Origin of the sequence: Janthinobacterium sp. BJB426, from assembly GCF_002735705.1 — a bacterium.
Classification (GTDB): domain Bacteria; phylum Pseudomonadota; class Gammaproteobacteria; order Burkholderiales; family Burkholderiaceae_D; genus Janthinobacterium.
Genome location: NZ_PDZL01000009.1, coordinates 122,625 through 149,002 on the forward strand (window position 1 = coordinate 122,625; position 26,378 = coordinate 149,002).

Below are 26,378 nucleotides of genomic sequence, written 5' to 3' on the forward strand. Positions count from 1 at the left end.
TCTGCAGCTGTTGGCAATGACGTCGGATAAAAACAGAAGGGGACGATATGGCAGCCAGTTTGTGGTTTGCGGTAGCCTGCGGCGTGGTCGCAGTCATTTATGGTTTGGTGTCGCGCAGCTGGATCCTGCGGCAGGATCCCGGCAACGCGCGCATGCAGGAAATCGCGCTGGCCATCCAGCAGGGCGCGGCCGCCTACCTGGCGCGCCAGTACCGCACCATCGCCATCGTCGGCGTGGTGCTCCTGATCGCCATCTATGCGCTGCTTGGTCTGCACACGGCGCTGGGGTTTTTGATCGGCGCCGTGCTGTCGGGCGCCTGCGGCTTCATCGGCATGAATGTCTCGGTGCGGGCCAATGTGCGCACGGCGCAGGCGGCCACCCTGGGTATCAACCAGGCCCTGAACGTGGCTTTCAAGGGCGGGGCGATCACGGGCATGCTGGTCGTCGGACTGGGCCTGCTGGGCGTGACCCTGTTCTACTGGCTGCTGGTGACGACGGGCGCGCCCGGCCTCACGCAGCATGACCTGATCAAGCCTTTGATCGGCCTGGCCTTCGGCGCCTCGCTCATTTCCATCTTCGCGCGGCTCGGCGGCGGCATCTTCACCAAGGGTGCCGACGTGGGCGCGGACCTGGTGGGCAAGGTGGAGGCGGGCATTCCCGAGGACGATCCGCGCAACCCGGCCGTCATCGCCGACAACGTGGGCGACAACGTGGGCGACTGCGCCGGCATGGCGGCCGACCTGTTCGAAACCTATGTCGTGACCCTGATCGCCACCATGCTGCTGGGGGCCTTGCTGATGGCCGAGGCCAGCGGCACGGCCATCATCTACCCGCTGCTGCTGGGCGCCGTCTCCATCCTCGCGTCCATCGTCGGCTGCTCGATGGTCAAAACGGCACCCGGGAAGAAGATCATGTCGGCCCTGTACACGGGCTTGTGGTGGGCCGCCGGCCTGTCACTGGTCGGCTTTGCCGTCGTCACGTGGCTGCTGTGGCCCGATGACGCCATGCGCTACAAGATGCTGGGCGCCACCGTCGTCGGCATCGTCCTCACGGGGCTGATGGTGTATATCACCGAGTACTACACGGGCACGGACTTCAAGCCCGTGCGCCACATCGCCGAAGCGTCGACGACGGGCCACGGCACCAACATCATCGCCGGCCTGGGCGTGTCGATGAAGTCCACCGCGTATCCGGTGCTGGCCGTCTGCGTCGCCATCCTCGTCTCGTATCAATTGGCGGGCCTGTACGGCATCGCCATCGCGGCCACTTCGATGCTGTCGATGGCGGGCATCATCGTCGCGCTCGACGCGTATGGCCCCATCACGGATAACGCGGGCGGTATCGCGGAAATGTCGGGCCTGCCCGACTCCGTGCGTGCCATCACCGATCCGCTCGACGCCGTCGGCAACACCACCAAGGCCGTCACCAAGGGCTATGCCATCGGCTCGGCGGGCCTGGCCGCGCTGGTGCTGTTTGCCGACTACACGCACGCGCTCGAATCCGTGGGTCAGCACATCACCTTCGATTTGTCGAACCCCATGGTCATCGTCGGCCTGTTCATCGGCGGGCTGATACCGTACCTGTTCGGCGCCATGGCGATGGAAGCCGTGGGCCGCGCGGCGGGTGCCGTGGTGGTCGAGGTGCGGCGCCAGTTCCGCGACATCAAGGGCATCATGGAAGGCACGGCACGGCCCGAATACGACAAGGCCGTCGACATGCTGACGGCGTCGGCCATCCGTGAAATGATCGTGCCGTCCCTGCTGCCCGTGGTGGTGCCCATCGTCGTGGGCATGCTGCTGGGGCCTGCGGCGCTGGGTGGCCTCTTGATGGGGACCATCGTCACGGGCCTGTTCGTGGCCATTTCCATGACCACGGGCGGCGGCGCCTGGGACAATGCGAAGAAATACATCGAGGATGGCCACTTCGGCGGCAAGGGTTCGGACGCGCACAAGGCGGCCGTCACGGGCGACACCGTGGGCGACCCGTACAAGGACACGGCCGGCCCGGCAGTGAACCCCTTGATCAAGATCATCAATATCGTGGCCCTGCTGCTGGTGCCGCTGCTGCCAGCCACGGGCTGGCTGGCGGTCAAGGCACCGGCGCCCATCCACGCGCCCGTGCCGCCCATCCTGGCACCTGCGACACCCGTGCAAAGCTTGCCGGCGCAATAACTGGTCACTCCCTGCAGCCCCGTGGCCCGCGCCGCGGGGCTGTTTGCGTTTGTATGGGGCGCAGCTCCCGGTTGCCCTTGTTCCCGGCGTCTAAAAGGTGAGCAATTGTTACGGCAGCTTGGCTTGCGTCGCCCGTTTGCCAATAATGGAGAGAGGATGATGAAAGTCTTGCACGGCAGGAGGATGTCATGGACAGCAAGCACAAAAGACGTGGCCTATGGCTGGCGCTGCTGGTAGCGGGCCTGGTGCTGGCAGGCGATGCCTGGGCCACGCCCGGTGGCCATGGCGGCCACGGTCATTTTCACGGCCGCGTGCATGGCGGCGCATGGGCCGGCCATGGATGGCACCATGGCCACGGACCGCGCTGGTATGGCAATCCCTGGCATGGCTATCCCCGTGTTGACTACTACGGCGGCACGGTCATCGTGCCGCCGCCCGTGTATCCGGAACCGGACGTGTGGTATTACTGCGCGCGGCCACGCGGGTACTACCCGTACGTGGCGCGCTGCATGACACCCTGGCGCGCCGTGGTGCCGGCCAGCGTGCCCTGAACGTCAGAAGCGCGACGTCAGGCCGACAAACATGCGCCGTCCCGGCACATAATAGTCGACCAGTCCATCGGCCATCGGACCCTTCTTGAACAGGTTTTGCACGCCGCCACGCACGGTCCACTGCGGCGTGACCTTGTACGACACGACGGTGTCGACGATGGTGTAGGCCTTGTCGGCCAGCTTGCCCGCATCGAGTTCCTTGCCCGTGTACTGGGCCGATACTTCGCCGAACAGCTGGTCGTTGACTTGCCAGCCCAGCGCCGAGTACCACGACAGTTTTGGCGTCGACAGCAGGTTGGCGCCCGTGGTCAGGTTTTTCGCTTCCGCCATGTAGGTGACGTTGTTACGCCAGTTCAGGTTTTTCGTCAGCGGGATGGTGGCCGTCGCTTCCAGGCCGCTGGTGCGCGCCTTCTGGATATTCGTCATCTTGGTCCACCAGCGCTGTTGGTAAAAGCCCAGCGGCGCATAGTCGATCTTGTTCTTGAAATCCGTGTGGAAGTAGGTCAGGCCCACGTCCCAGCCATTCTGTTCCCACGCCACGCCGATCTCGCCGGCCGTGCTCGTTTCCGGCTTCAAGTCCGCATTGCCGGCCATGTAGCAGGAACCGGTGATGTAGCCCAGCGGTTTGAGGCTGCCGCAACCGCGTCCGGCCGAGTTGGTCGCTGCCGCCGGCGAGTTTTCCTTCAGGCTCGGGGCGCGGAAGCCTTGCGAGACGCCGCCCTTGATGGTCCAGGCGGGAGCAGGATGGTACACCAGATACAGGCGCGGGCTGTAGTGGTTGCCGAACTTGCTGTGGTGATCGAGGCGCAGACCGGCCGTGGCCGTCAGGTTGTCGCGCAGGAACAGCTGATCTTCCGCAAACAGGGCCGACGTGGTGCCGGACAAGGTCGCGCCACTCACGGTGTTGCCCAGGTAATCGGTGGGCACGGTGCCGATGGTATTCGTGTTCGTCAGTTCCTGGTGCTTCCACTGGCCGCCCATCACCAGCATCTGCTCGATGCCGCCCCAGCCGAGCCGTTTTTCCAGGCTGGCATCGAGCGTGCTGTCCTTGGATTTCGCCACCGTGCCGACGTCCTGGTTATCGAAGTCGTTGTGATACAGGTTGACCGTCGTCTTGCCGAAGTCCCAGCGGCCTTCGTAGCCGAGGCTGACGCTCTTGCGTATCAGCTTGTTGGCGCCCCAGCTGTCGACCAGCGGTTCGCCGTTCGCATCACGCGCACTCGAAGTGCTGGCTTCCTGCCTGCCATAGCTGGCGTCCAGCGACAGGTTCTGTTTTTTGCTCAGCGCCCAGGTCAGCTGGCCCGAGACAGTCTGGTTGCGTTCGCCGCCCATGCTGCCCGCTTTGTCGAAGAATTTTTCATCGGGATTCTGGCGCGTCTGGCTCACGCCCAGGCGCATGCCGACCGTGTCCGACAGGGGACCGGCCAGGTTTACGCCCAGCTGGTGCGCCGTGCCGCGGTCGCTGTCCTGCGGCTGCGTGTAGTTGGCCGTGGCCGAGCCGTTCCACTTGCCCGGCACCTTGCGCGTGATGATATTGATCACGCCGCCCATGGCGTCCGAGCCGTACAGCGAGGACATGGGTCCGCGCACCACTTCGATACGCTCGATCATGTCGGGCGAAATCCAGTTCAAGTCCTGGCGGCCCAGGTCCGGGCGGTAAGCCGTGTCGGCCGAGCTGCCCACGCGCTTGCCATCGACCAGGATCAAGGTGTATTTGTCGGGCAAGCCGCGCAGCTTGATCTTCGACGCTTCGCCTTCGGGACCGGTGCCGCCCGTCACGCCGGGGATGCGGCGCAGCAAGGTGCTGAGGTCATACACGGGCTGGCGCTCGATTTCCTCGCGCGTGATGACGCTGATGCTGGCCGGCGCATCCTTGATATCGATGGCCGTGCCGGACGCGGTGACGACCACCGTGTTCATGGTGGGATCGGCGGCCACATTGCCTTCGGCCCAGGCGCTGCTGACGGCCAGCGACAGCAGGCAGGGCAGGAGCAGGGCGGCGGAATGGGCGCGGACGGGAGTGGCGACAGGAGCTACGAAGGTTGCGAAGGCGGGACTACGCTTGGTCATGGTGAACTTTCCGGATGTTGTTATTTCCTGGCTGCCTTCCGGGTGGCTCGGGTATGAATGAATGAAAAGAGAACAAATTGCGCTCTCATTTTACGAATGAGAATAAGAATCGTTCTTATTGTAATGCCATGCTGGCAAGAAAGAAAGTGATGAAAGGAAATAAAACACCGTTGCAGCATGTGCATGGTATCTGGCGTCGTGTGTGCCAATAATGAAAGCGGTAAGATCGATGCTTGGGGAGGTGGCATGAAGACGATGATAAAAACCATACCGGCGCTGGCTTGCGCCATCCTGCTCGCTGGCGGCCATGCATGGGCGCAGGAGCCGGCGGCACTCGATCAACTGCCCGTGTGCCAGCTCGACCCGCGCGACAGCGGCAAGCTGGCCGTGGAGCCATGCCGCCCGGCGCCGCCCGTGCAGCCGCGCCGTTCCGTGGCGCAGGTGATCGGCCGCATGCCGGCGCAGCCTGCGCCACCGGTCGTGCCCATGGCGCCCCTGCCGCCCAGCCCGGCCGTGCCGATGCCGCGCGCGCCGCAGCCCATCGGTTCCTGCGATACAGGCGGTTGCCGCGATGCGGCAGGCGCGCGCTACAACGGCGCGGGCAACGCCACGCTCGATGCGAACGGGCGCATCTGCCACCGCAACGGTGCTTTCATCCAGTGTTTTTAACCTTTCCATGCGCCAGCGCTGCAAGTTTTCGCTCGGTGCGCTCAAAAATGGCTACAATTGTCGCCGACATTACGTTTACGTAAACGTAACTATGGCACCATGTAACTATCAGGCGCCGGGAACACGGCCCTCATCACTCAGGAGATTTCATGCAGATTCAGGACAATGTATTCATCATCACGGGCGGCGCATCGGGCCTGGGCGCGGCCACGGCGCGCATGCTGACGGCAGCCGGCGGCAAGGTCGTGCTGGCCGACGTGCAGACGGAGGCGGGCCAGGCGCTGGCCGCGGAATTGAACGGCGTGTTCGTGCAATGCGACGTGACGTCGGAAGAAGACGGCCTGGCCGTGGTGGCGGCAGCGACCAAATTAGGCACCTTGCGCGGCCTGGTCAACTGCGCCGGCGTGGCGCCGGCCGTGAAAACCGTGGGCAAGGATGGCCCGCATCCGCTGGCCCTGTTCCAGAAGGTCGTCAACATCAACCTCGTGGGCACTTTCAATATGTGCCGCCTGGCGGCCGACGCCATGGCCAAGCAGGATGCCACGGTTGAAGGTGAACGCGGCATCATCATCAACACGGCGTCCGTGGCGGCCTACGATGGCCAGATCGGCCAGGCGGCCTACGCTTCGTCGAAGGCGGCCGTGGTGGGCCTGACTCTGCCGATGGCGCGCGACCTGTCGCGCAACGGCATCCGCGTGATGACGGTGGCGCCCGGTATTTTCGAAACGCCGATGTTGCTGGGCATGCCGGCCGAAGTGCAGGATGCGCTGGGCAAGATGGTGCCGTTCCCTTCGCGCCTGGGCAAGCCCGGAGAGTACGCGCAACTGGTGAAAGCCATCGTGGAAAACGTCATGCTCAATGGCGAGACAATACGTTTAGATGGCGCTATCCGCATGCAGCCCAAATAAGCCTGGCGCGATTTGATGTAGGATACCCCCGTATGGGGCGTACAGCCTTGCCTGGCTGTGCGCCCTTTTTTTATCGGAGAATCCATGATCACATTGAAGCCGCTGGCGCTGAGCCTGACCTTGCTGGGAGCCCTCGCTGCCAGTCCCGTATTTGCCGAGGTGCCGCAAAAGGCGCCGGAAATCGCTACCGCGTATGCGGAAAAATCGGGCTGGGCGGCACAGAAATTCATGGTCGCCGCCGCCAATCCGCTGGCCGCCGATGCCGGCTATCAGATGCTGAAAAAGGGCGGCAGCGCCATCGATGCGGCCATCGCCACGCAACTGGTGCTGACCCTGGTCGAACCGCAATCGTCGGGCATCGGCGGCGGCGCTTTCCTTCTGTATTCCACGACCAAGGGCGTGCAGGCGTTTGACGGACGCGAAACGGCGCCTGCCGCCGCCGATGAACACCTGTTCCAGAATGCGGACGGCAGTCCCGTCTCGCGCGCCACGGGCGTGGTGGGCGGGCGTTCCGTGGGTGCGCCGGGCGTGCTGCGCATGCTGGAACTGGCGCACAAGGAGCATGGCAAGCTGCCGTGGGCGACCCTGTTCGGTCCCGCCATCAAGCTGGCGCACGGCGGCTTTCCCGTCAGCCAGCGCCTCAACGGCTTGCTGAACTGGGACCAGGCATTGAAGCGCGACCCTGTCGCCGCCGCCTATTTCTATGACCAGGACGGCAAGGCCTGGCCCGTCGGCCACGTGCTGAAAAACCCGCAGCTGGCGCGCACCCTGCGCGAGATCGCGCGTGGCGGCGCCGACGCGTTTTACAGCGGCCGCATCGCGCGCGACATCGCCGCCAAGGTGGCGTCGCACCCGACCAATCCTGGCAAGCTGACGGCGCAGGACATCGCCGGCTACCGGGCCAAGGTACGCGAACCCGTCTGCAGCGATTACAAGGCATGGACCGTGTGCGGCATGCCGCCGCCATCGTCGGGCGGCATCGCCATCGCGCAGATGCTGGGCATGCTGGAAGTGAAGGATATCCGCCCGTATGCGCCCGTCGACGGCGTGCTCGATGCGCAGGCGATCCATTTGTTCTCGGAAGCGGGGCGCCTGGCCTACGCGGACCGCAACCGCTACGTGGCCGACACGGACTTCGTGCCGCTGCCCGGCAACGGTATCGCCTCGATGCTCGATAAAACCTATCTGGCGCAGCGCGCCTCGCTGATCGGTGACAAATCCATGGGCCGCGCCTTGCCCGGCACGCCGCCCGGCATGCAGGTGGCGTGGGGCATGGACAACGCCTTGCAGCGCCCGTCGACCTCGCACCTGGTGGCCGTCGATGCTTTTGGGGGCGGCCTGTCGATGACCACCAGCGTGGAAGACGCGTTCGGCTCGCGCCAGATGGTCGACGGCTTTTTGCTGAATAACCAGCTGACGGATTTCTCGTTCGATTCGCGCGATGCCGACGGCCCCATCGCCAACCGGGTCGAAGCGGGCAAGCGTCCGCGCAGCGCCATGTCGCCCACCCTCGTATTCGAGAAGGGCACGCACAAGCTGGTGCTGGCGACGGGTTCGCCCGGCGGTTCGTCCATCATCAACTATGTCGCCAAGGTCCTGGTCGGCACCATGGACTGGGGTCTGAATGTGCAACAGGCGATCAGCCTGCCGAACTTCGGCAGCCGCAATGGTCCGACGGAACTGGAAAAGGGCCGTGCGCCGGCCGCGCAAGTCGAGGCGCTGCAGGCGATGGGCCATGAGGTGCGCGTGATCGAACAGAATTCCGGCCTGCAGGGCATCATGCGTCTGAACGCGCACGGCAAGGATTTCTGGTTTGGCGGGGCGGATCCGAGAAGAGAGGGAATGGTTCGGGGCGATTAATTAGCCCTAAACTTTTCCACAAAGCATCCAGACCCTGCTAATCTGCCGGCATGGGAATGCAAAATAAAACAGGCTTGATACTCACGGGAGGAGGTGCCCGTGCCGCCTATCAGGTGGGCGTGCTGCAGGCGATTTCAGCGATTCTGTGGGAGGCGGGCTGGGCGCCGGCGCGCAACCCGTTCGACATCATCTGCGGCACTTCGGCCGGCGCCATCAACGCCACGGCGCTGGCCTGCCGTGCCGATAATTTCGGCGAAGGCGTGCAAAAGCTGCTCGACGTGTGGCAGCACATCGAGGTCGAGCAAGTCTACCGCGCCGATTCGCTGGGCGTGATCCGCTCGGGCGCGCGCTGGCTGTCGTTGCTGTCGTTCGGCTGGCTGCTGCGCCAGTGGCATGCGTCGCCGCCCAGTTCCCTGCTCGACAATACCCCGTTGGTCAGCCTGCTGCACCGCATGCTCGACCTGCCGCGCCTGGACGCGGCCCTGGCCGATGGCTTGCTGCATGCGCTGGCCGTGACGGCGTCGTCGTACTCGGGCAGCCGCCACATGACGTTTTACCAGACGGCCGAGGATATCGCGCCGTGGGTGCGCACGCAGCGCCTGGCCCTGCCGGACCAGATCGGCGTGGAGCACTTGCTCGCCTCGGCCGCCATCCCTTTCATCTTCCCTGCCGTGCCCCTGTACGTGGGCGGCCAGCGTGAATACTGCGGCGACGGTTCCATGCGCCAGCTGGCGCCGATCTCGCCGGCCATCCACCTGGGCGCGAACAAGGTGCTGGTGGTGGGCGCGGGGCGCATGACGGAACCGGCGCCCGCCGCGTCCGAAGCGGCGCGCTACCCGAGTCTGGCGCAGATCGCCGGCCACGCGCTGTCGTCGATTTTCCTCGATGGCCTGGCCGTCGACATCGAACGCCTGAACCGCATCAACCTGACCCTGTCGATGCTGCCGCCCGAATTGCTGGGCAAGACGGCCTTGCGGCCGGTGGAGTTGCTGGTCATCGCGCCGTCGGAGCGGCTCGACGCCATCGCCAGCCGGCATATCGGCAGTTTGCCGCGTCCCATCCGCACCATGTTGTCGGGCATCGGCGCGGCCGAAGCGCGCGGCGCGGCGCTGGCATCGTATTTATTGTTCGAATCGACGTATACTAACGAGTTGATCCGTCTTGGACAGCGCGATACGCAAGCCCGCAAGGATGATGTCCTGGCGTTCTTTGGTTCCTGAGACGGCCCTTGGAGCGGCGTGCGGGTTTTTCGCGTTTTTTTTGACAGGACGATTGTGCTGGTATTTCGACGTGTTTTCGATGTTGCCTTACTGTTAATTCTGCTGCTGGGCGTCCCGGCCGCGGCGGCGCCTGCGCCCACCCTGCGTTTCGACCAGCTCGGCGTCGACCAGGGCCTGGCGCAGGAATCGGTGCTGGCCATCGCCCAGGACCGGCAGGGCTATATGTGGTTCGGCAGCCAGTCTGGCCTGAGCCGCTACGATGGCTACCGCATGGTCGTCTACAAGAATATCGAGGGTGACAAGACCAGCCTGGCCGACAACTGGGTGGGCGAGCTGCACGTCGATAGCCAGGGCCAGTTGTGGGTCGGTACCGACAATGGCCTGGACCGCTTCGACGCCGCCAGTCAGACCTTCATCCATTACGTCCCGGCCGAAAAGAGCAAGCGCGGCAACGGTAACCGGCATATCCACGCCATCCTCGACGATGGCGTGCGCGGCTTCTGGATCGCCACTTCGGACGGCTTGCAGCATTTCGACCCCGCCACGGGCGCCTTCCGCACCTGGCACCATGAAGAAGGCAACCCGCACAGCCTGGGCGACAATGAAATCAAGGCGCTGGCGCTGGACGCGCAGCAGCGCCTGTGGATCGGCACGGTAACGGGCCTGGACATGCTGGCGCCGGGCAGCGAGCGCTTCGAGCATTTCGCCGTCGACGCGGAGCCCGGCTCGAAGTACAACGTGATCCAGTCGCTGCTGATCGACCGCCAGCAGAACCTGTGGATCGGCACCATGGCGGGTGCAGAGCGCTGGCGCCTGGGCGGTGCTGGCGAGGCGCCGCAGTCGCGCGTGCGCTTCGGCGAGAAACATGGCTTTTCCGCCATCCGCGTGGCCAGCCTGTACCAGGATGTCGACGCCACCGTCTGGCTGGGCAGCAATGCCGACGGCCTGTTCCGCTGGCTGCCAGGGAGCGACACCTTCCTGCAATACCGGCACCAGACGGGCGACAAATTCAGCGTCGCCGACAACCAGCTGTCGTCGCTGTACCGCGACCGCGCCGGCACCTTCTGGGTCGGTTCCTGGTACAGCGGCGTGAGCCGGGTCGACCTGGGCAGTGGCGGCTTTTCGCGCATGGCACGCGCACCCGGCGACGTGGGTGCGCTGGCGGACAAGAAAGTGCGCGCCGTGGCTGACGCGGGCGATGGCAAGCTGTGGCTGGCCACCAAGGGCGGCCTGAAACTGTACGACACGCGCGATGGCAGCTCGCGGCTGTTCGACCTGCGCAGCTCGCCCGGCATGTCGCGCGACGAGCAGGTCACCACCCTGTACAAGGCGCCGGACGGCGTGCTGTGGGTGGGCGGCTCGACGGGCTTGCACCGCTTCGATCCGGCCCTCGGGCGGTTTTTTACCATGCGCTTTGCCGCCGGAGACCCGAACAGCGACACGATCCGCAATATCGTGAGCGACCGCAGCGGCATGCTGTGGGTCTCGACGCGGGGCGGCGTGCACCGCTTCGACCCTGTTACCAAACGCTTTACCACCTACCGCCACGACCCGGCCAACCCGAACAGCCTGTCCGACAACATGGTGCGGCCCGTGCTGGAAGACGGCAAGGGGCGCTTGTGGATAGGTTCCTTCCACGGTCTGGACTTGCTGGACCGCGCCAGCGGCCACTTCCGCCATTTTCGCCACGATCCGCAAAACCCGCAGAGTCTGAGCCACGACGAAGTGCATTTCCTGCACGAAGACAAGCGCGGCGTGCTGTGGGTGGGCACGGCCAATGGCTTGAACCGCATGGACGTCGACGCGAAGGGGGAGATCCGCTTCCGGCGCTTCGTGCGCAAGGATGGCATGGCCGACGACGCCGTCGCCAGCATCCTCGGCGACGACAACGAGCAGCTGTGGCTAAGTACGAACAGCGGCATCACGCGGCTCGACATGCGCAGCGGCCTGTTTCGCAACTACGACAGTGCCGACGGCACGGTGGAAGGCTCGTACTTCGATGGCGCGGCCCTGCGCGCGTCCGACGGCACCATGTATTTTGGCGGTTTTAACGGCATGACGGCGTTCGTGCCGCAGGATATCCACGACAACCGCGTGCCGCCGCTGGTGGCCATCACGGAGCTGCAGATCTTCAACAAGCCGGTGGCCATCGGCCGCGGCGAGTTCGCGCACGTGCTCAGGACGGCCATCGATCATACGCGCCAGCTGGTGCTGACCAGCCGCGAAAGCGTCTTTTCGCTGGAATTCGCGGCCCTGCATTTCGCCGCGCCCCAGCGCAACATGTTCGCCTACCGGCTCGAAGGCTTCGACCAGGACTGGGTCATGACGGATGCGCGGCGGCGCTTTGCCACGTACACCAACCTCGATGCCGGGAATTATGTGTTTCGCGTCAAGGCGGCCAACAAGGACGGCGTGTGGAACGAGAGCGGCGCCACCCTGGCCATCACGATCCTGCCGCCGTTCTGGAAAACCTGGTGGTTCCGCACGCTGATGGCGGCGCTGCTGCTGGGCGCCATCTATGGCGCGTACCGCCAGCGCGTGCGCGCGCTGCGGCATCAACAGAATGAACTGGAAAAGCAGGTCAGCGAACGCACGGCGGAGTTGCAGAGCAAGGAAATCGAAGTGCTGGCCCAGTCGGAAAAGCTGGCGCAAGTGAACAGCAGCCTGACGAAAAACGAGGAAAGCTTGCGCCAGGCCAAGCGCAAGGCCGAGGATGCGACGCGCCAGAAGTCGGAATTTTTGGCCAACATGAGCCACGAGATGCGCACGCCGCTGGCCGGCGTGATCGGCATGCTGGGCTTTGCCTTGCGCGACGAGCAGCTGCACGATGCCACGCGCGAGCAGATTTTGCGTGGCCAGGCCAATGCCCAGTCGCTGCTCGTGATCATCAATGATTTGCTCGATTTTTCCAAGATCGAGGCGGGCAAGCTGAGTATCGAAAACATCGATTTCGCGCTCGGCGCGGCGATCGAGACGGTCGTCACCCTGTTCGAGGAGCAGGCGGCCGCGCGCAGCATCGGTTTCGCCATCGATTTCGCGCCCGACCTGCCGCCCTTCGTGGTGGGCGACCCGACCCGCTTGCGCCAGGTGCTGGTCAACCTGGTCGGCAATGCCTTCAAGTTCACCCAGCGCGGCGGCGTCAGTGTATCCGTCGAGCGGACCGGCGTGGCCAGCGGCAGCGGCGGACGCAAGGTCAACCTGATCCGCTTTACGGTCAGCGACAGCGGCATCGGCATCGATGCCGAGGCCATGGCGCGCCTGTTCCAGAAATTCGAGCAGGCCGACGCCAGCACCACGCGGCGCTACGGCGGCACGGGACTGGGCCTGGCGATCTGCCGCCAGCTGGTCGAACTGATGGATGGCCAGATCGAGGTGGCCAGCACGCCGGGGCAGGGCAGCACGTTTGCCTTCACCTTGCCGCTGGCCGATGGCGTGGCGCCGCCGCTGGTGCCGCAGGTGGCGCTGGCGCCGCACAGTCACCAGTTGCGCGTGCTGTGCGCGGAAGACTTCCCCACCAACCAGATCATCATCCGCGTCATGCTCGAAGAACTGGGGCACCGGGTCGACGTGGTCGCCAACGGCGTGCTGGCGGTGGCGGCCTGCGTGCATACGCGCTATGACCTGATCCTGATGGACGGGCGCATGCCGGAGATGGACGGCGCCACGGCGACGCGTTTGATACGCGTGGGTGGCTGGCCGGACCAGCCCGTGCGCGATCAGGAATTGATGATCGTGGCCTTGACAGCGAATGCCAGCGAAGAAGACCGCAGCCGCTATCTTGGCGTCGGCATGGATGATTTCCTCAGCAAACCCGTCGATGAGGCGGTGCTGCATGGCTTGCTGGCGCGCGCCATCGAGCGCCAGCTGCAGCGCGGTTTCCTGTTGCCGCGCATGCCGTCGAACGCGCCGCGCGGCGCGTCACGGGGGCAGGCGGAGCTCGACGCCCTGTTCGGCATCGCGCCGGCGATTCCCGTGCCGGCGCCTGCCCAGTCCATTCGCAGCGGCGAACTGCAACGGCGCATCCGCGTCGCCTTCGTCGCCGATCTGGAGGGACGTTTGCGTGAGCTCGACGCCGCCCTGGCGGCGCAGGACAAGGACAACGCCGGGCGCCTGCTGCATGGCTTGAAGGGCAGCGCCGCCTATCTCGATGAAACGCAGCTGCACATGCTGTGCACGGAAATGGAAGAAGCGGCGGACGGCGGGCGCTGGACGCAGGTGGCCTTGCATTTGCCGCAATTGCGCGCACTGTTGACGCAAATAGCCGTTTCGGGCAAGGAAATGTAAAATAGGCAATGCCGGCCATCGAACGCGCGGCGAAACTGGGTAGAATACGGCCAGGCACCTTGACGCTGCCGCCAATGGAGAAAGCAATGAAAGTACTGGTGGTTGACGATGATGTCGTGTCGCGCATGGTATTGATGCATCTGATCGACAGCTGCGGCGTGCACGATATCGTGGAAGCGGAGGATGGCGCGGCGGCGTGGGAACAGCTCGAAGGCGGCTTGCGCCCGTCGCTGTGCTTCTGCGATTTGCGCATGCCGCGCCTGTCCGGCATGGAACTGCTGCAGAAAATCCGCTCCGACAGCGCGCTCGACGCCATGCCGCTGGTGCTCGTGTCGTCGGCCAATGACCAGGACACGGTGCGCGACGCCGTGCAGGCCGGCGCCGCCGGCTACATCGTCAAGCCTTTCCAGCCGGAGCAGGTGCGCCAGCATATCGACGCCTGCTTCGACGTCTCGGCCTTGCCGGCCGAGGCGCCGCGCGACACCTTGCAGCGGCTGGGCATCGACAGCGACCGCCTGCTGGCGTATCTGACGGGCTTCCAGGGACAGATCGACGCCGCGAGCGAACAGGTCGACGCCTTGCTGGCGCGCGGCGAACCGGCCCAGGCGCGCCAGCAACTCGAACGGCTGCACCTCGGTTGCCGCACCCTGGGTTTGCATGGGGCGGAAGCTGGCATGATGGCCCTGTTGCAGGCCGCAGTGCTCGATGGCGACCAGATGCAAACGGCCCTGGCCGCGCTGGCGCGCAGCGTGGGGCAGCAGGCGCGCTTGCTGCGCCAGGATGACGGCGCCGACTGAATCTGCTGTTTTCCGCTTGCTGGAAAAATACTTTAGGTTTAAAGTATCTGCTTCCGGGCCTTGTGCGTGCGCCCGCTATCAGCCAGGATGAGCATGAGCAGCGACCCTTCGCCTACCACCGCATCTCCCCAGGACGACTTTGCGCGCGCGCACTTGCCGCCGCGCGCACTCTGGCCGCAGTTGTGCCTTGACTTGCCCGAGCTGCAGTATCCGCCGCGCCTCAATTGCGTCGCCGCGCTGCTCGACGGGGCCGTGGCCAGTGGCGGTGGCGGGCGCACCGCCATCCTCGCCGATGGCCAGCGCTGGACTTACGTGCAGCTGGCGCAGCTGGTCGACCGCATCGCCCACGTGCTGCGGGTCGACCTGCGCCTGATCCCCGGCAACCGCGTGCTGCTGCGCGGCGCAAATACCCCCATGATGGCTGCCTGCCTGCTGGCCGTGCTGAAGGCCGGCTGCATCGCCGTGCCCACCATGCCGCTGCTGCGCGCGCGCGAACTGTCCACGATTATCATCAAGGCGGAAGTCAATGCCGTGTTGTGCGCGCAAGGCTTGCGCGCGGAGCTCGATGGCGTGCCCGGCTTGCCGGTCATGCTGTGCTTTGGCGCCGATGACGCGGAACTGGAGCAGCGCATGGCGGCCCACGCTGCACCGTTTGCCGCGTGCGATACGGCGGCCGACGACGTCTGCCTGATCAGTTTTACCTCGGGCACGACGGGCGTCCCCAAAGGCACCATGCACATGCACCGCGACTTGCTGGCCATCTGCGATTGCTTTCCCCGCTCCATGCTGCAGGTATGTGCCGACGATATCTTCATCGGCACGCCGCCGCTGGCGTTCACCTTTGGCCTCGGCGGCTTGCTGCTGTTTCCCCTGCGCTTTGGCGCTTGCGCCGTGCTGCTGGAAAAACTCACGCCCGAGGGCCTGCTGCGCGCCATCGGCGCCTATCAGGCCACCATCTGCTTCACGGCGCCCACCTTTTACCGCCAGATGGCGCCGCTGGCCGCGCAGCACGACCTGCGCAGCCTGCGCTTGTGCGTGTCGGCCGGCGAGGCGCTGCCGCTGGCCACGCGCGACGCCTGGCAGGCGGCGACGGGCCTGGCCATGACGGATGGCATCGGCGCCACCGAGATGCTGCACATTTTCATTTCCGCCACGGGCGAGGGCATCCGCCGCGGCGCCATCGGCAAGGCCATCCCAGGCTACCAGGCATGCATCGTCGACGATGCCGGCGTGCCGCAGCCGCCCGGCGTGACGGGCCGCCTGGCCGTGAAAGGCCCTACCGGTTGCCGCTACCTGTCCGACCCGCGCCAGCGCGAGTATGTGCAGAACGGCTGGAACCTGACGGGCGACACTTTCGAGATGGATGCCGACGGCTATTTCTATTACCGCTCGCGCAGCGACGACATGATCGTCTCGGCCGGCTACAACATCGCCGGCCCGGAAGTGGAAGAGGCGCTGCTGCGCCACCCGGCCGTCGCCGAATGCGGCGTGGTCGGGCGCGCCGATGCCGAGCGTGGCCAGATTGTCGAAGCGCACGTGGTGCTCAAGGAGGGCTGCCAGGCCAGCGATGCGCTGGCGGCCGAACTGCAGGACTTCGTGCGCCAGCAGATCGCTCCCTATAAATACCCGCGCGCCATCCGTTTCCTGCCATCCCTGCCGCGCACGGAAACGGGCAAGCTGCAGCGCTTCAAACTTCGCACGGACACCCCATGAATATTGTCTGCATCGGCGGCGGTCCCGCCGGCCTGTATTTCAGCCTGCTCATGAAAAAGCAGAACCCGCATCACTGCATCACCGTCATCGAGCGCAACCGCCCGTACGACACGTTTGGCTGGGGCGTCGTGTTTTCCGACCAGACCTTGGGCAACCTGGCCAATGCGGACGAGCCGACGGCGCGCGCCATCCTGCAGGCGTTCAACCACTGGGACGATATCGAGATCCACTTCAAGGGCGCGACCGTGCGCTCGGGCGGCCATGGCTTTTGCGGCATCGGCCGCAAGCGCCTGCTCAACATCCTGCAGGCGCGTTGCGAGGAACTTGGCGTGGAACTTGTCTTCGAGACGGAAGTGCAGGACGACCAGGCCATCGCGCGCCAGTATGGCGCCGACCTGGTGATCGCCAGCGACGGCTTGAACAGCCGCATCCGCACGCGCTATGCGGCCAGCTACCAGCCCGAGATCGACCAGCGGCATTGCCGTTTCGTCTGGCTCGGCACGCGCAAGAAATTCGAGGCGTTCACGTTTGCCTTCCGCCAGACGCCGCACGGCTGGTTCCAGGCGCATATCTACCAGTATGACGGCGAAACCTCGACCTTCATCGTCGAAACGCCGGAACACGTGTGGCGCGCGGCGGGTTTGGATGCCATGAGCCAGGAAGAGAGCATCGCCTTTTGCGAAGCGCTGTTCGCCGAGGAACTCGATGGCCACGGTTTACTGAGCAATTCGCCGCACTTGCGCGGCTCGGCCCAGTGGATCACCTTCCCCCGCATCGTTTGCCGGCAATGGGTGCATCGGCAGGATGGCGTGCCCGTCGTGCTGATGGGCGACGCGGCCCACACGGCGCATTATTCCATTGGCTCGGGCACCAAGCTGGCGCTGGAAGACGCGATCGAGCTGGCGCGCTGCTTCGGCCAGCATGCCGGGACGGCTGCCGCACTGGCCGCCTACCAGCAGCTGCGCGCCATCGAAGTGCTGAAAATCCAGAGCGCGGCGCGCAATTCCATGGAATGGTTTGAAAACGTCGAGCGCTACAGCGCCATGGAGGCGCCGCAGTTCGCCTATTCCATGCTCACGCGCAGCCAGCGCATTTCGCATGAAAACCTGCGCCTACGCGACCCCGCGTATGTGGCTGGCTACGAACAATGGCTGGCGCGGCGCGCGGGCGAACAGGCTGGCGTGGCGATACGGGACGAGGCTTTGCCACCCATGCTCACGCCCTTCCGCCTGCGCGGCGTGCTGCTGAAAAACCGCATCGCCGTCTCGCCGATGGCGCAGTACAGCGCCGTCGATGGCGTGGCGGGCGACTACCATTTGATGCACCTGGGCGCGCGCGCCATGGGCGGCGCGGGGCTCGTGTTTGCCGAGATGACGTGCGTATCGGCCGATGCGCGCATCACGCCCGCCTGTCCCGGCATGTACAGCGAAGCGCACACGCAGGCGTGGCGCCGCATCGTCGATTTCGTGCATGCGAACAGCGATGCGAAGATCGCCCTGCAGCTGGGCCACGCGGGGGCGAAAGGCTCGACGCGCCCCATGTGGGATGGCATCGACCTGCCTTTGACGGACGGTAACTGGCCGCTGATCTCAGCCTCGGAACAACAGTATCTGGCCGGTGTGTCGCAAACGGCACGCGCGGCCACGGAAAGCGACCTGGCGCGCATCGAACAGGACTTTGTGCGCGCCACCCTGGCCGCCGCCGTCGCCGGTTTCGACTGGCTGGAACTGCATTGCGCGCATGGCTACCTGCTGTCGAGTTTTATCTCGCCGCTGACCAACCGCCGCACGGACGACTATGGCGGCAGCCTGGAAAACCGCTGCCGTTATCCGCTGCGCGTATTTCGCGCCATGCGCGCCGCCTGGCCGCAGGATAAACCGATGAGCGTGCGCATCTCGGCCCACGACTGGGTGGAAGGCGGCATCACGCCCGAGGACGCTGTCGTCATCGCGCGCCTGTTCAAGCAGGCGGGCGCCGATTTGATCGACTGCTCCTCGGGCCAGGTGAGCAAACTCGAACAGCCCGTGTACGGACGCATGTTCCAGGCGCCGTTTGCCGACCGCGTGCGCAACGAGGCGGGCATCGCCAGCATGGCTGTCGGCTCGATCTTCGAGGCCGACCACGCCAACAGCATCATCGCCGCCGGGCGCGCCGACCTGTGCGCCGTGGGCCGGCCGCACCTGGCCAACCCGGCCTGGACCCTGACGGAAATGGCGCGCATCGGCTACAGCGGCGCAGGCGCAGGGACAGGCGCAGCGTGGCCGAAACAGTACCGTCCGGGCCAGCAGCAGCTGGAACGCAATCTGCAGCGCGAGCGGCAACTGGCCGCCGCCAATACGGGCCTCAGCCCGCAACAGGTGGCCGCGCGGCTGCTGGAAGGATGACATGAGCAAGGAACAACTGGACGGCGCATTGGCCGATAAACACGCGCTGGTGACGGGCGCCGGCAGCGGCATCGGCTTCGCGTGCGCGGGCGCCTTGCTCGATGCGGGCGCGCGGGTCACCCTGGCCGGACGCGATGGCGCGCGGCTGGCGCGCGCGCGCATGCAGCTGGAAGAGGCGGGCCATGCGGGCCGGGTCGCCATCTGCGTGCTCGACGTGGCCGTGGAAGCGTCCGTGCAAGCGGGGTTTGCGCAGGCGGCCGCGCATTTCGGCCGCATCGATATTTTGATCAATAACGCGGGCCAGGCGCATGCGGCGCCGTTCGGCAAGACGGATGCCGCCATCTGGCAGCAGATGCTGGCCGTGAACCTGACGGGCGTGTTCCACTGCTGCCAGGCAGTCATGCCGGGCATGCTGGAAGCGGGTTGGGGGCGCATCGTCAACGTGGCGTCGACGGCGGGCCTGAAGGGTTATCGCTATGTCAGCGCCTATGTCGCCGCCAAGCATGGCGTGATCGGCCTGACGCGCGCGCTGGCGCTGGAAGTGGCGCCGCGCGGCGTCACCGTCAACGCCGTCTGCCCCGGCTACACGGAAACGGACATGGTGGCGCAGGCCGTGCAAAACATCGTGCGCAAGACGGGACGCGGCGAAGACGCGGCGCGCGCGGAACTGGCGGCCAGCAATCCGCAGCAGCGGCTGGTGCAGCCGCGCGAAGTGGCCGATGCGGTGGCCTGGCTCTGCCTGCCCGCGTCGGCCGCCATGAATGGACAATCGATCGCCGTCGCCGGCGGCGAAGTCATGTAACGGAATGAAGACCATGGATAAAGAACCCGATAACATGCAGGACGAATCCGTACAGGACGAACCCGTGCTGGACCTGGCCAGCAGGCTGACGCAGGACCACCACCAGTCGCTGAAATTGTGGCTGCGCATGCTGTCATGCACGGTGAAGATTGAAAACGAGGTGCGCACGCGCCTGCGCGCCACCTTCGGCATCACCTTGCCCCGCTTCGATTTGATGGCGCAGCTTGAACGCTTTCCCGAAGGCTTGCGCATGGGCGAACTGTCCAAGCGCATGATGGTTACGGGTGGCAATATCACGGGCATCACCGACCAGCTGGAGCAGGAAAAACTGGTGGCGCGCGTGGTCGATCCGAAGGACCGCCGCTCGTACAGCGTCAAGCTGACGCCGGCGGGCCGGCGCGCGTTCGACGAGATGGCGCGCGTGCACGAAGGCTGGATCGCGGAATTGCTGCACGGCGTGACGCCCGACGACAAAACCCGATTGATCGACCTGCTGTCGCACATGAAGCAGCAGTTGAATAACACCCCCCCAAAGGACTGACCATGCGCCATTTACCCGGCCAGCCGCAAGACCTGCCAGGCAACCGCGCCAGCCTGGCCGGCTACGCCGCGCGGCATTTTCTGTTTTCCGTCGACGCAGGCGTCGCCACATTGACCTTGCACCGGCCCGAGCGCAAGAATCCGCTCACTTTTGACTCGTATGCGGAATTGCGCGAGCTGTTTCGCGCGCTGGCGCATGCGGACGACGTCAAGGCCGTCATCATCACGGGCAGCGGTGACAATTTCTGCTCGGGCGGCGATGTGCACGACATCATCGGCCCGCTGACAAAACTCGACATGCCAGGCTTGCTGGCGTTTACCCGCATGACGGGCGACGTGGTGAAAGCCATGCGCGCCTGCCCGCAGCCCATCATCGCCGCCATCGACGGCATTTGCGCTGGCGCTGGCGCCATGCTGGCGCTGGCCTCCGATATCCGCCTCGGCACGGCGCGCAGCAAGACGGCCTTTTTGTTTACCCGCGTGGGACTGGCCGGCTGCGACATGGGTGCCTGCGCCTTGCTGCCGCGCGTGATCGGCCAGGGCCGCGCCGCCGAACTGCTGTACACGGGGCGCTCCCTGGCGGGAGCCGAGGCCGAGCGCTGGGGCTGGCTCAACCGCCTGGTCGAACCCGGGGAGCTGGCCGAGGCGGCGCAGCTGCTCGCGGCCGGCCTGGCCAGCGGCCCTACCTTCGCGCACGGCATGACGAAAAAAATGCTGCAGCAGGAGTGGAACATGGGCGTCGACGAAGCCATCGAGGCGGAAGCGCAGGCGCAGGCCATTTGCATGGCCACCAACGATTTCCACCGCGCCTATCACGCCTTCGTGGCGAAGGAAAAACCACAATTCGAGGGTAACTGACATGCGTGACATGAGCTATCTGGACTGGCCGTTTTTCGAAAGGCATCATGCCGAACTTGAACGCGAGCTCGATGCCTGGGCGACGCAGCACCTGGACGACGCGCATGGTGCCGACGTCGATGCGGCTTGCCGCGCGCTGGTGGCGCAACTGGGGCAGGGCGGCTGGCTGACATACGCCACGGGCACCGATGGCAAGATCGACACGCGCGCCATTTGCCTGATGCGCGAAACCCTGGCGCGCCACAACGGCCTGGCCGATTTCGCCTTCGCCATGCAGGGACTCGGTTCCGGCGCCATCGGCCTGTTCGGCAGCTTGGAGAACAAGGCGCGCTATTTGCCGGACGTGGCCAGCGGCAAGCGCATCGCCGCCTTTGCCCTGTCCGAGCCGCAGGCCGGGTCCGACGTGGCTGCCATGGCGTGCGCGGCGCGGCGCGACGGCGACGAGTATGTGCTCGATGGCGAAAAGACGTGGATCTCGAATGGCGGCATCGCCGACTTTTACGTGGTGTTCGCCCGCACGGGCGAGGCGCCCGGCGCGCGCGGCATCAGCGCCTTCATCGTCGACGCCGACAATCCCGGGCTGGAAGTCGCCGAGCGCATCGCCGTGATCGCGCCGCATCCGCTGGCGCGCCTGCGCTTTGCCAATTGCCGCGTGCCCGTGTCGCAGCGCCTGGGCGAGGCGGGGCAGGGCTTCAAGGTGGCCATGGCGACCCTCGACGTGTTCCGCACGTCGGTGGCCGCCGCCGCCCTGGGTTTTGCGCGGCGCGCCTTCGATGAAGCGCTGCGCCACGCGACAAAGCGCCAGATGTTTGGCCAGACCCTGGCGGACTTCCAGCTGACGCAGGCAAAATTGGCGCAGATGGCCACCGGTATCGACGCGGCCGCGCTGCTCACCTACCGCGCCGCCTGGCAGCGCGACCAGGGCCGCAAGGTGACGAAGGAAGCGGCCATGGCCAAGCTGACGGCGACGGAAACGGCGCAGCAGGTAATCGACGCGGCCGTGCAGCTGTTCGGCGGCATGGGCGTGGTCAGCGACCATCCGGTCGAGCGCCTGTACCGCGAAATCCGCGCCTTGCGCATCTATGAAGGCGCCAGCGAAGTACAGCAATTGATCATCGCGCGCGAATTGCTGCGCGAGGCGGCGGACGCATGACCCGCATCAACAACGAGGAAAGCAATATGCAAGTTTTACAACCACCGGGATGGGCCAGGCCGCGCGGCTATGCGAATGGTATCGCCGCCAGCGGACGCACGGTGTATGTCAGCGGCATGATAGGCTGGGATGCGCAGGGCCAGTTCCATACGGATGATTTTGCGGGACAGGTGCGCCAGGCCTTGCAGAATATCGTCGCCGTGCTGGCCGAGGCGGGCGCCTTGCCCGAGCACATCGTGCGCATGAACTGGTATGTGCTCGACAAGAAGGAATATGTGGCGGCGTATCCGCAAATCGGCGTGGCGTACCGCGAGCTGATCGGCAAGCATTTTCCTGCCATGACGGCCGTGCAGGTAGCCGGCCTGATCGAGGATCGCGCCAAGGTGGAAATCGAGGTGACGGCCGTGCTGCCGCCATGATGGCTGCAGTAAACTGTTGTATTAAGTGCATTTCAATTGAAATAAATTAATGCAATTAATGCATTTCCTTGTGCTATATTGATATGCCGAAAATTCGCGGTAATCACACAGGGGGAGCGATGCAACAACAAATCATGCTGAAAATCAAGGCGGTGCAGCCCGTCACCTTGCTCGCCGGTGCCTTGCTGTGCATCGGTAGCGTTCCTGCCGCCTCGGCGCAATCCTTGCTCAACGGCGCGCAGGAAGCGCAGCTGTCCGCCTGGCTGGGCGAAGGGCCGCTGGCGCTGACGGCCATCTACACGAAGTCGGCGGGCGACACCTCGCGCGACTTCCACCTGGCCGCCGACGGCAAGGGACGCACGTTTTCCGTGATGCAGGCGAGCAACGCCGCCGGCCAGACCTGGCTGGTGGGCGGCTACAACCCGCAAAGCTGGAATTCGTCGGGCAACTACAACATGACGCCGGAAGACCGCGACCGCACAGCCTTCATCTTCAACCTGACGTCGGGCCAGTATTTCCGGCAAACGCCGAAAACCTATGCGCTGGACACGGTGGGATCGTATCAAACCTTCAATGACATCAACGCCGGCCCCACGTTCGGCATCGGCGCCGACCTGGGCATGTCGGCGGATCTGAGCACCAATGGTATTTCTTCGCGTTACTCGTACATCGATCCGGTCAATGGCATCTTTGGCGCAAGCTTGCTCGATGGCGCGCCGTACGGCTCTTATCCGAATGTCACGTTTGGCGCCATGCAAGTATTTAGCGTCAGCGCCGTGCCGGAACCGGCAAGCTATGCGCTGATGCTGCTGGGACTCGTGTCGCTGGCAGGCTGGCGCCGCAGGGCCGCCCGTGCTTGAGGATTGATCTTCGTTAATTTGTTTCGATGATGAATTGCTTGGGTACGGCAGGGCGCGGTGGCAGGTGATTGGTCCCCCCGACTGGAATCGAACCAGTATCCCACGCTTAGGAGGCATGTGCACTATCCATTGTGCTACGGGGAGGACGCTCAGGCGTGGCAAGCTGCCATGCCGGATCCGGCGGCACGGGGCGTGCAAGACGTCCCATGTGTCGCGAATCGAGCGCAATTATAGCCGACAGTTTGCAAGATATGCCTATGCTTGCGCGAGTATCGGTACAATGCGTGCTTCATTCATCTAATCGGCGGCTGTTTTGCACACCACGCGGTGTGCGCGAGACGGCGCCCGAGCACTCTTACTCATTATGGCTGTCATTTCTCTTTCATCGGCGCAACTTGCGTTCGGTCACGTCGCGCTGCTCGATCACGCGGAATTTTCACTGGAAACCACGGAGCGGGTCGGCTTGATCGGCCGCAACGGCACGGGTAAATCGTCGCTGTTGAAGGTTATTTCGGGCAAGTTCAAGCTCGATGACGGCTTGTTGGTGATGCAGCAAGGCATCAAGATCGCGTATGTGGAGCAGGAACCGCAATTCGACCCGGACATGTCCGTGTTCGATGCCGTCGCTTCCGGCATGGGCGAATCGCAGGCGTGGCTGAAGGAATACGATGCGCTGACGGGCCAGTTTGGCCAGGGCAATGACGACGAACTGATGGAACGCATGCACGACATCCAGGTCAAACTCGATGCGGCCGATGCGTGGAGCTTGCCGAACAAGGTGGAAACCGTGCTCGACCGTTTGAACCTGACGGGCGACATGCTGATGAAAACCCTGTCCGGCGGGATGCAGAAGCGCGTGGCGCTGGCGCGCGCGCTGGTGTCGGCGCCCGACGTGCTGCTGCTCGATGAGCCGACCAACCATCTGGACTTCAGCTCCATCCTGTGGCTGGAAGGCTTGTTGCGCGACTTCAAGGGCAGCGTGCTGTTCATTACCCATGACCGCTCCTTCCTCGATAACGTTGCCACGCGCATCATCGAACTCGACCGCGGCCGCTTGCTGTCGTATCCAGGCAACTTCACGGCTTATCAGACCCGCAAGGCGGAGCAACTGGAAATCGAGGAAGTGGAAAACGCCAAGTTCGACAAGTTCCTGGCGCAGGAAGAAGTGTGGATACGCAAGGGCGTCAAGGCCCGCCGCGTGCGTGACGAAGGCCGCGTGCGCCGTCTGGAAGCGCTGCGTCTGACGCGCAATGCGCGCCGCGACCAGCAGGGACAAGTCAAGCTGGACGTCTCGGCCGGCGAACGCTCGGGCAAGATCGTGGCGGACCTGGAAAACGTTTCCAAGATTTATGGCGACAAGGTCATCGTCAAGGATTTCAGCGCCACCATCTTGCGCGGTGACAAGGTCGGCCTGATCGGCGCCAACGGCGCCGGCAAGACTACCCTGCTGAAGATGATCCTGGGCCAGGAAGAGTCGGACACGGGCAGCATCCGCCTGGGTACCAAGCTGCAAGTGGCGTATTTCGACCAGATGCGCACGCAGTTGAATGAAGAAGCGAACCTGATGGAAACCATCGCGCCAGGCAGTGACTGGGTCGAGATCAATGGCCAGCGCCGCCACGTGATGACATATTTGAACGACTTCCTGTTCGCGCCGGAACGCGCCCGTTCGCCCGTCAAGTCGCTGTCCGGTGGCGAGCGCAACCGTTTGCTGCTGGCGCGCTTGTTCGCCAAGCCGGCCAACGTGCTGGTGCTCGATGAGCCGACCAATGACTTGGATATCGATACGCTGGAATTGCTGGAAGAGTTGCTGGAAGAATACACGGGCACCGTCTTCCTCGTCAGCCATGACCGCACCTTCCTCGACAACGTGGTCACGCAAGTGATCGTCGCCGAAGGCGAGGGCAAGTGGCGCGAATTCGTCGGCGGTTACACGGACTGGGAGCGCGTGCGCACCTTGCCGATCGCCACGGCGCCAGCCAGCAAGCCGGCCGTCAAGGTCGAGGCTGCCGCACCGGCCGCCAAGCAGAAAAAGCTCAGCTACAAGGAACAGCGCGAACTCGATGAGTTGCCGAAACTGATCGCCAAGCTGGAAGACGAGCAATCGGTGTTGGCCGCCGAGTTGTCGCATCCGGACTTCTACAAGAAGACGCCAGCCGAAGGCAAACGCCTGAATGCGCGCGTGGCCGAGATCGAAGGCGAACTGCTGGAAGCGCTGGAAAAGTGGGAGCAGATCGAGGCGCGCGCCAATAGCTGATGCTTTTTTGCATACCCTGTTGTAATTAAGTCAGGATTATTTGCCACGGCAACGGTTCTGCTTGATATAATTATATAATTATATTTATTACATCGGGGGATGCATGTTTGTCATGAAAAACATGCGCTCCGGACCACCGCGTCCGGCGCGTGGCTTCACCTCCGATGCGCAGCAGCATGTTTGACCGCGCCGCCTTGCCCCGGGTAGCGCCATTCCTGGCCTATCTCTCCTTCATTTTTATTGCCGACATGCTCGGCCGCCTGGGCGTTGCCGCGCAGGATATGCGCTGGCTGTATGCAGTCAAGATCGGCGTCGTGCTGGGCTTGTTGTTGTACTGGCGCCGCAGTTATACGGAATTGCTGTGGACGCCGTTGGGCGCGCGTGCCATTCTCGGAGCGCTGGCCAGCGGTATTGTTGTTTTTTTGCTGTGGATCAATCTCGACGCCAGCTGGATGCGCATCGGCAACCCGGACGGCTTCGATCCCCGCACCGATGGCCGCATCGAGTGGAGCCTGGTGGTGCTGCGCATCGCTGGCGCGGCGCTGGTGGTGCCCGTGATGGAGGAGCTGTTCTGGCGCTCCTTCCTGCTGCGCTGGATCGACAAGCCGGATTTTTTGCGGGCCGATCCGCGCCTGGCCAGCGCCAAGGCCTTCGCCATCAGCGTGTTGCTGTTTGGCTTTGAGCATAATTTATGGCTGGCCGGCATTGTGGCCGGTGCCGCCTATAGTGTGTTGTACATGCGTAGCCAGTCCCTGTGGTCGCCCATCCTCGCGCACGGCGTGACGAACGGCGTGTTGGGGCTCTGGATTATTTCTGGTGGGCACTGGATTTACTGGTAGTATTGCCTATCAACTGTGTGATC

General features: G+C 64.6%; 19 protein-coding genes and 1 tRNA gene. 18 read left to right on the top strand and 2 right to left on the bottom strand.

Annotated features, from left to right (window positions below):
- The first annotated feature begins 47 nt into the window (after window positions 1–47).
- Together CSQ93_RS16280 and CSQ93_RS16285 are read left to right on the top strand one after the other, a co-directional pair.
- The gene (locus CSQ93_RS16280; RefSeq protein ID WP_099378937.1) at window positions 48–2,171 is read left to right on the top strand and encodes a sodium-translocating pyrophosphatase; all 2,124 of its coding nucleotides are present in this window, start codon (window positions 48–50) and stop codon (window positions 2,169–2,171) included.
- A 188-nt stretch (window positions 2,172–2,359) separates the two neighbouring features.
- A complete protein-coding gene (locus tag CSQ93_RS16285) occupies window positions 2,360–2,722 on the top strand; it encodes a hypothetical protein (RefSeq protein ID WP_099378938.1) in 363 nt (120 codons plus the stop codon).
- 3 nt (window positions 2,723–2,725) lie between these two features.
- On the opposite strand, the gene CSQ93_RS16290 is transcribed toward CSQ93_RS16285, so the two are convergent.
- Complete coding sequence (locus CSQ93_RS16290) at window positions 2,726–4,792, bottom strand: TonB-dependent receptor domain-containing protein (protein WP_099378939.1); 2,067 nt, start codon at window positions 4,790–4,792, stop codon at window positions 2,726–2,728.
- Window positions 4,793–5,038: 246 nt separating this feature from the next.
- On the opposite strand from CSQ93_RS16290, the gene CSQ93_RS16295 reads away from it, so the two are divergent.
- The 14 genes from CSQ93_RS16295 (at window position 5,039) to CSQ93_RS16360 (ending at window position 23,259) form a co-directional block, all read left to right on the top strand.
- A complete protein-coding gene (locus CSQ93_RS16295; protein WP_233516206.1) occupies window positions 5,039–5,461 on the top strand; it encodes a hypothetical protein in 423 nt (140 codons plus the stop codon).
- 149 nt (window positions 5,462–5,610) lie between these two features.
- Entirely contained in the window at window positions 5,611–6,369 is a 759-nt protein-coding gene (locus tag CSQ93_RS16300; protein WP_099378940.1) for a 3-hydroxyacyl-CoA dehydrogenase, read from the top strand.
- A gap of 84 nt (window positions 6,370–6,453) precedes the next feature.
- The gene (ggt, locus tag CSQ93_RS16305; RefSeq protein WP_099378941.1) at window positions 6,454–8,229 is read left to right on the top strand and encodes a gamma-glutamyltransferase; all 1,776 of its coding nucleotides are present in this window, start codon (window positions 6,454–6,456) and stop codon (window positions 8,227–8,229) included.
- A gap of 50 nt (window positions 8,230–8,279) precedes the next feature.
- Entirely contained in the window at window positions 8,280–9,449 is a 1,170-nt protein-coding gene (locus tag CSQ93_RS16310; RefSeq protein WP_034751717.1) for a patatin-like phospholipase family protein, read from the top strand.
- 54 nt (window positions 9,450–9,503) lie between these two features.
- Window positions 9,504–13,733: a hybrid sensor histidine kinase/response regulator gene (locus CSQ93_RS16315; protein WP_233516207.1), complete on the top strand. Its 4,230-nt coding sequence runs from the start codon at window positions 9,504–9,506 to the stop codon at window positions 13,731–13,733.
- 86 nt (window positions 13,734–13,819) lie between these two features.
- Entirely contained in the window at window positions 13,820–14,530 is a 711-nt protein-coding gene (locus CSQ93_RS16320; RefSeq protein WP_099378942.1) for a response regulator, read from the top strand.
- A gap of 93 nt (window positions 14,531–14,623) precedes the next feature.
- Window positions 14,624–16,243: an AMP-binding protein gene (locus CSQ93_RS16325; RefSeq protein ID WP_099378943.1), complete on the top strand. Its 1,620-nt coding sequence runs from the start codon at window positions 14,624–14,626 to the stop codon at window positions 16,241–16,243.
- Complete coding sequence (locus CSQ93_RS16330) at window positions 16,240–18,627, top strand: bifunctional salicylyl-CoA 5-hydroxylase/oxidoreductase (protein WP_099378944.1); 2,388 nt, start codon at window positions 16,240–16,242, stop codon at window positions 18,625–18,627. Before CSQ93_RS16325 ends, CSQ93_RS16330 begins: the two co-directional genes overlap by 4 nt.
- A gap of 1 nt (window position 18,628) precedes the next feature.
- Entirely contained in the window at window positions 18,629–19,429 is an 801-nt protein-coding gene (locus tag CSQ93_RS16335; protein WP_099378945.1) for an SDR family NAD(P)-dependent oxidoreductase, read from the top strand.
- Between the two features lie 13 nt (window positions 19,430–19,442).
- Complete coding sequence (locus tag CSQ93_RS16340; protein WP_233516208.1) at window positions 19,443–19,970, top strand: MarR family winged helix-turn-helix transcriptional regulator; 528 nt, start codon at window positions 19,443–19,445, stop codon at window positions 19,968–19,970.
- A 2-nt stretch (window positions 19,971–19,972) separates the two neighbouring features.
- Window positions 19,973–20,827 (top strand): enoyl-CoA hydratase family protein, encoded by an 855-nt coding sequence (locus CSQ93_RS16345; protein ID WP_099378946.1) that lies wholly within the window; start codon window positions 19,973–19,975, stop codon window positions 20,825–20,827.
- 1 nt (window position 20,828) lies between these two features.
- On the top strand, window positions 20,829–21,980 hold the full coding sequence (locus CSQ93_RS16350; RefSeq protein WP_099378947.1) for an acyl-CoA dehydrogenase family protein: 1,152 nt from the start codon (window positions 20,829–20,831) through the stop codon (window positions 21,978–21,980).
- A 26-nt stretch (window positions 21,981–22,006) separates the two neighbouring features.
- Complete coding sequence (locus tag CSQ93_RS16355) at window positions 22,007–22,399, top strand: RidA family protein (RefSeq protein ID WP_099379021.1); 393 nt, start codon at window positions 22,007–22,009, stop codon at window positions 22,397–22,399.
- A 119-nt stretch (window positions 22,400–22,518) separates the two neighbouring features.
- Entirely contained in the window at window positions 22,519–23,259 is a 741-nt protein-coding gene (locus tag CSQ93_RS16360) for a PEP_CTERM-anchored TLD domain-containing protein (RefSeq protein WP_233516209.1), read from the top strand.
- Window positions 23,260–23,328: 69 nt separating this feature from the next.
- Here the strand turns inward: CSQ93_RS16360 and CSQ93_RS16365 are convergent.
- Window positions 23,329–23,403: transfer RNA gene (locus CSQ93_RS16365), tRNA-Arg, on the bottom strand.
- A gap of 220 nt (window positions 23,404–23,623) precedes the next feature.
- On the opposite strand from CSQ93_RS16365, the gene CSQ93_RS16370 reads away from it, so the two are divergent.
- Window positions 23,624–25,516: an ATP-binding cassette domain-containing protein gene (locus tag CSQ93_RS16370; protein WP_099378948.1), complete on the top strand. Its 1,893-nt coding sequence runs from the start codon at window positions 23,624–23,626 to the stop codon at window positions 25,514–25,516.
- Window positions 25,517–25,692: 176 nt separating this feature from the next.
- Complete coding sequence (locus CSQ93_RS16375) at window positions 25,693–26,355, top strand: CAAX prenyl protease-related protein (protein ID WP_233516210.1); 663 nt, start codon at window positions 25,693–25,695, stop codon at window positions 26,353–26,355.
- Window positions 26,356–26,378: the final 23 nt, after the last annotated feature.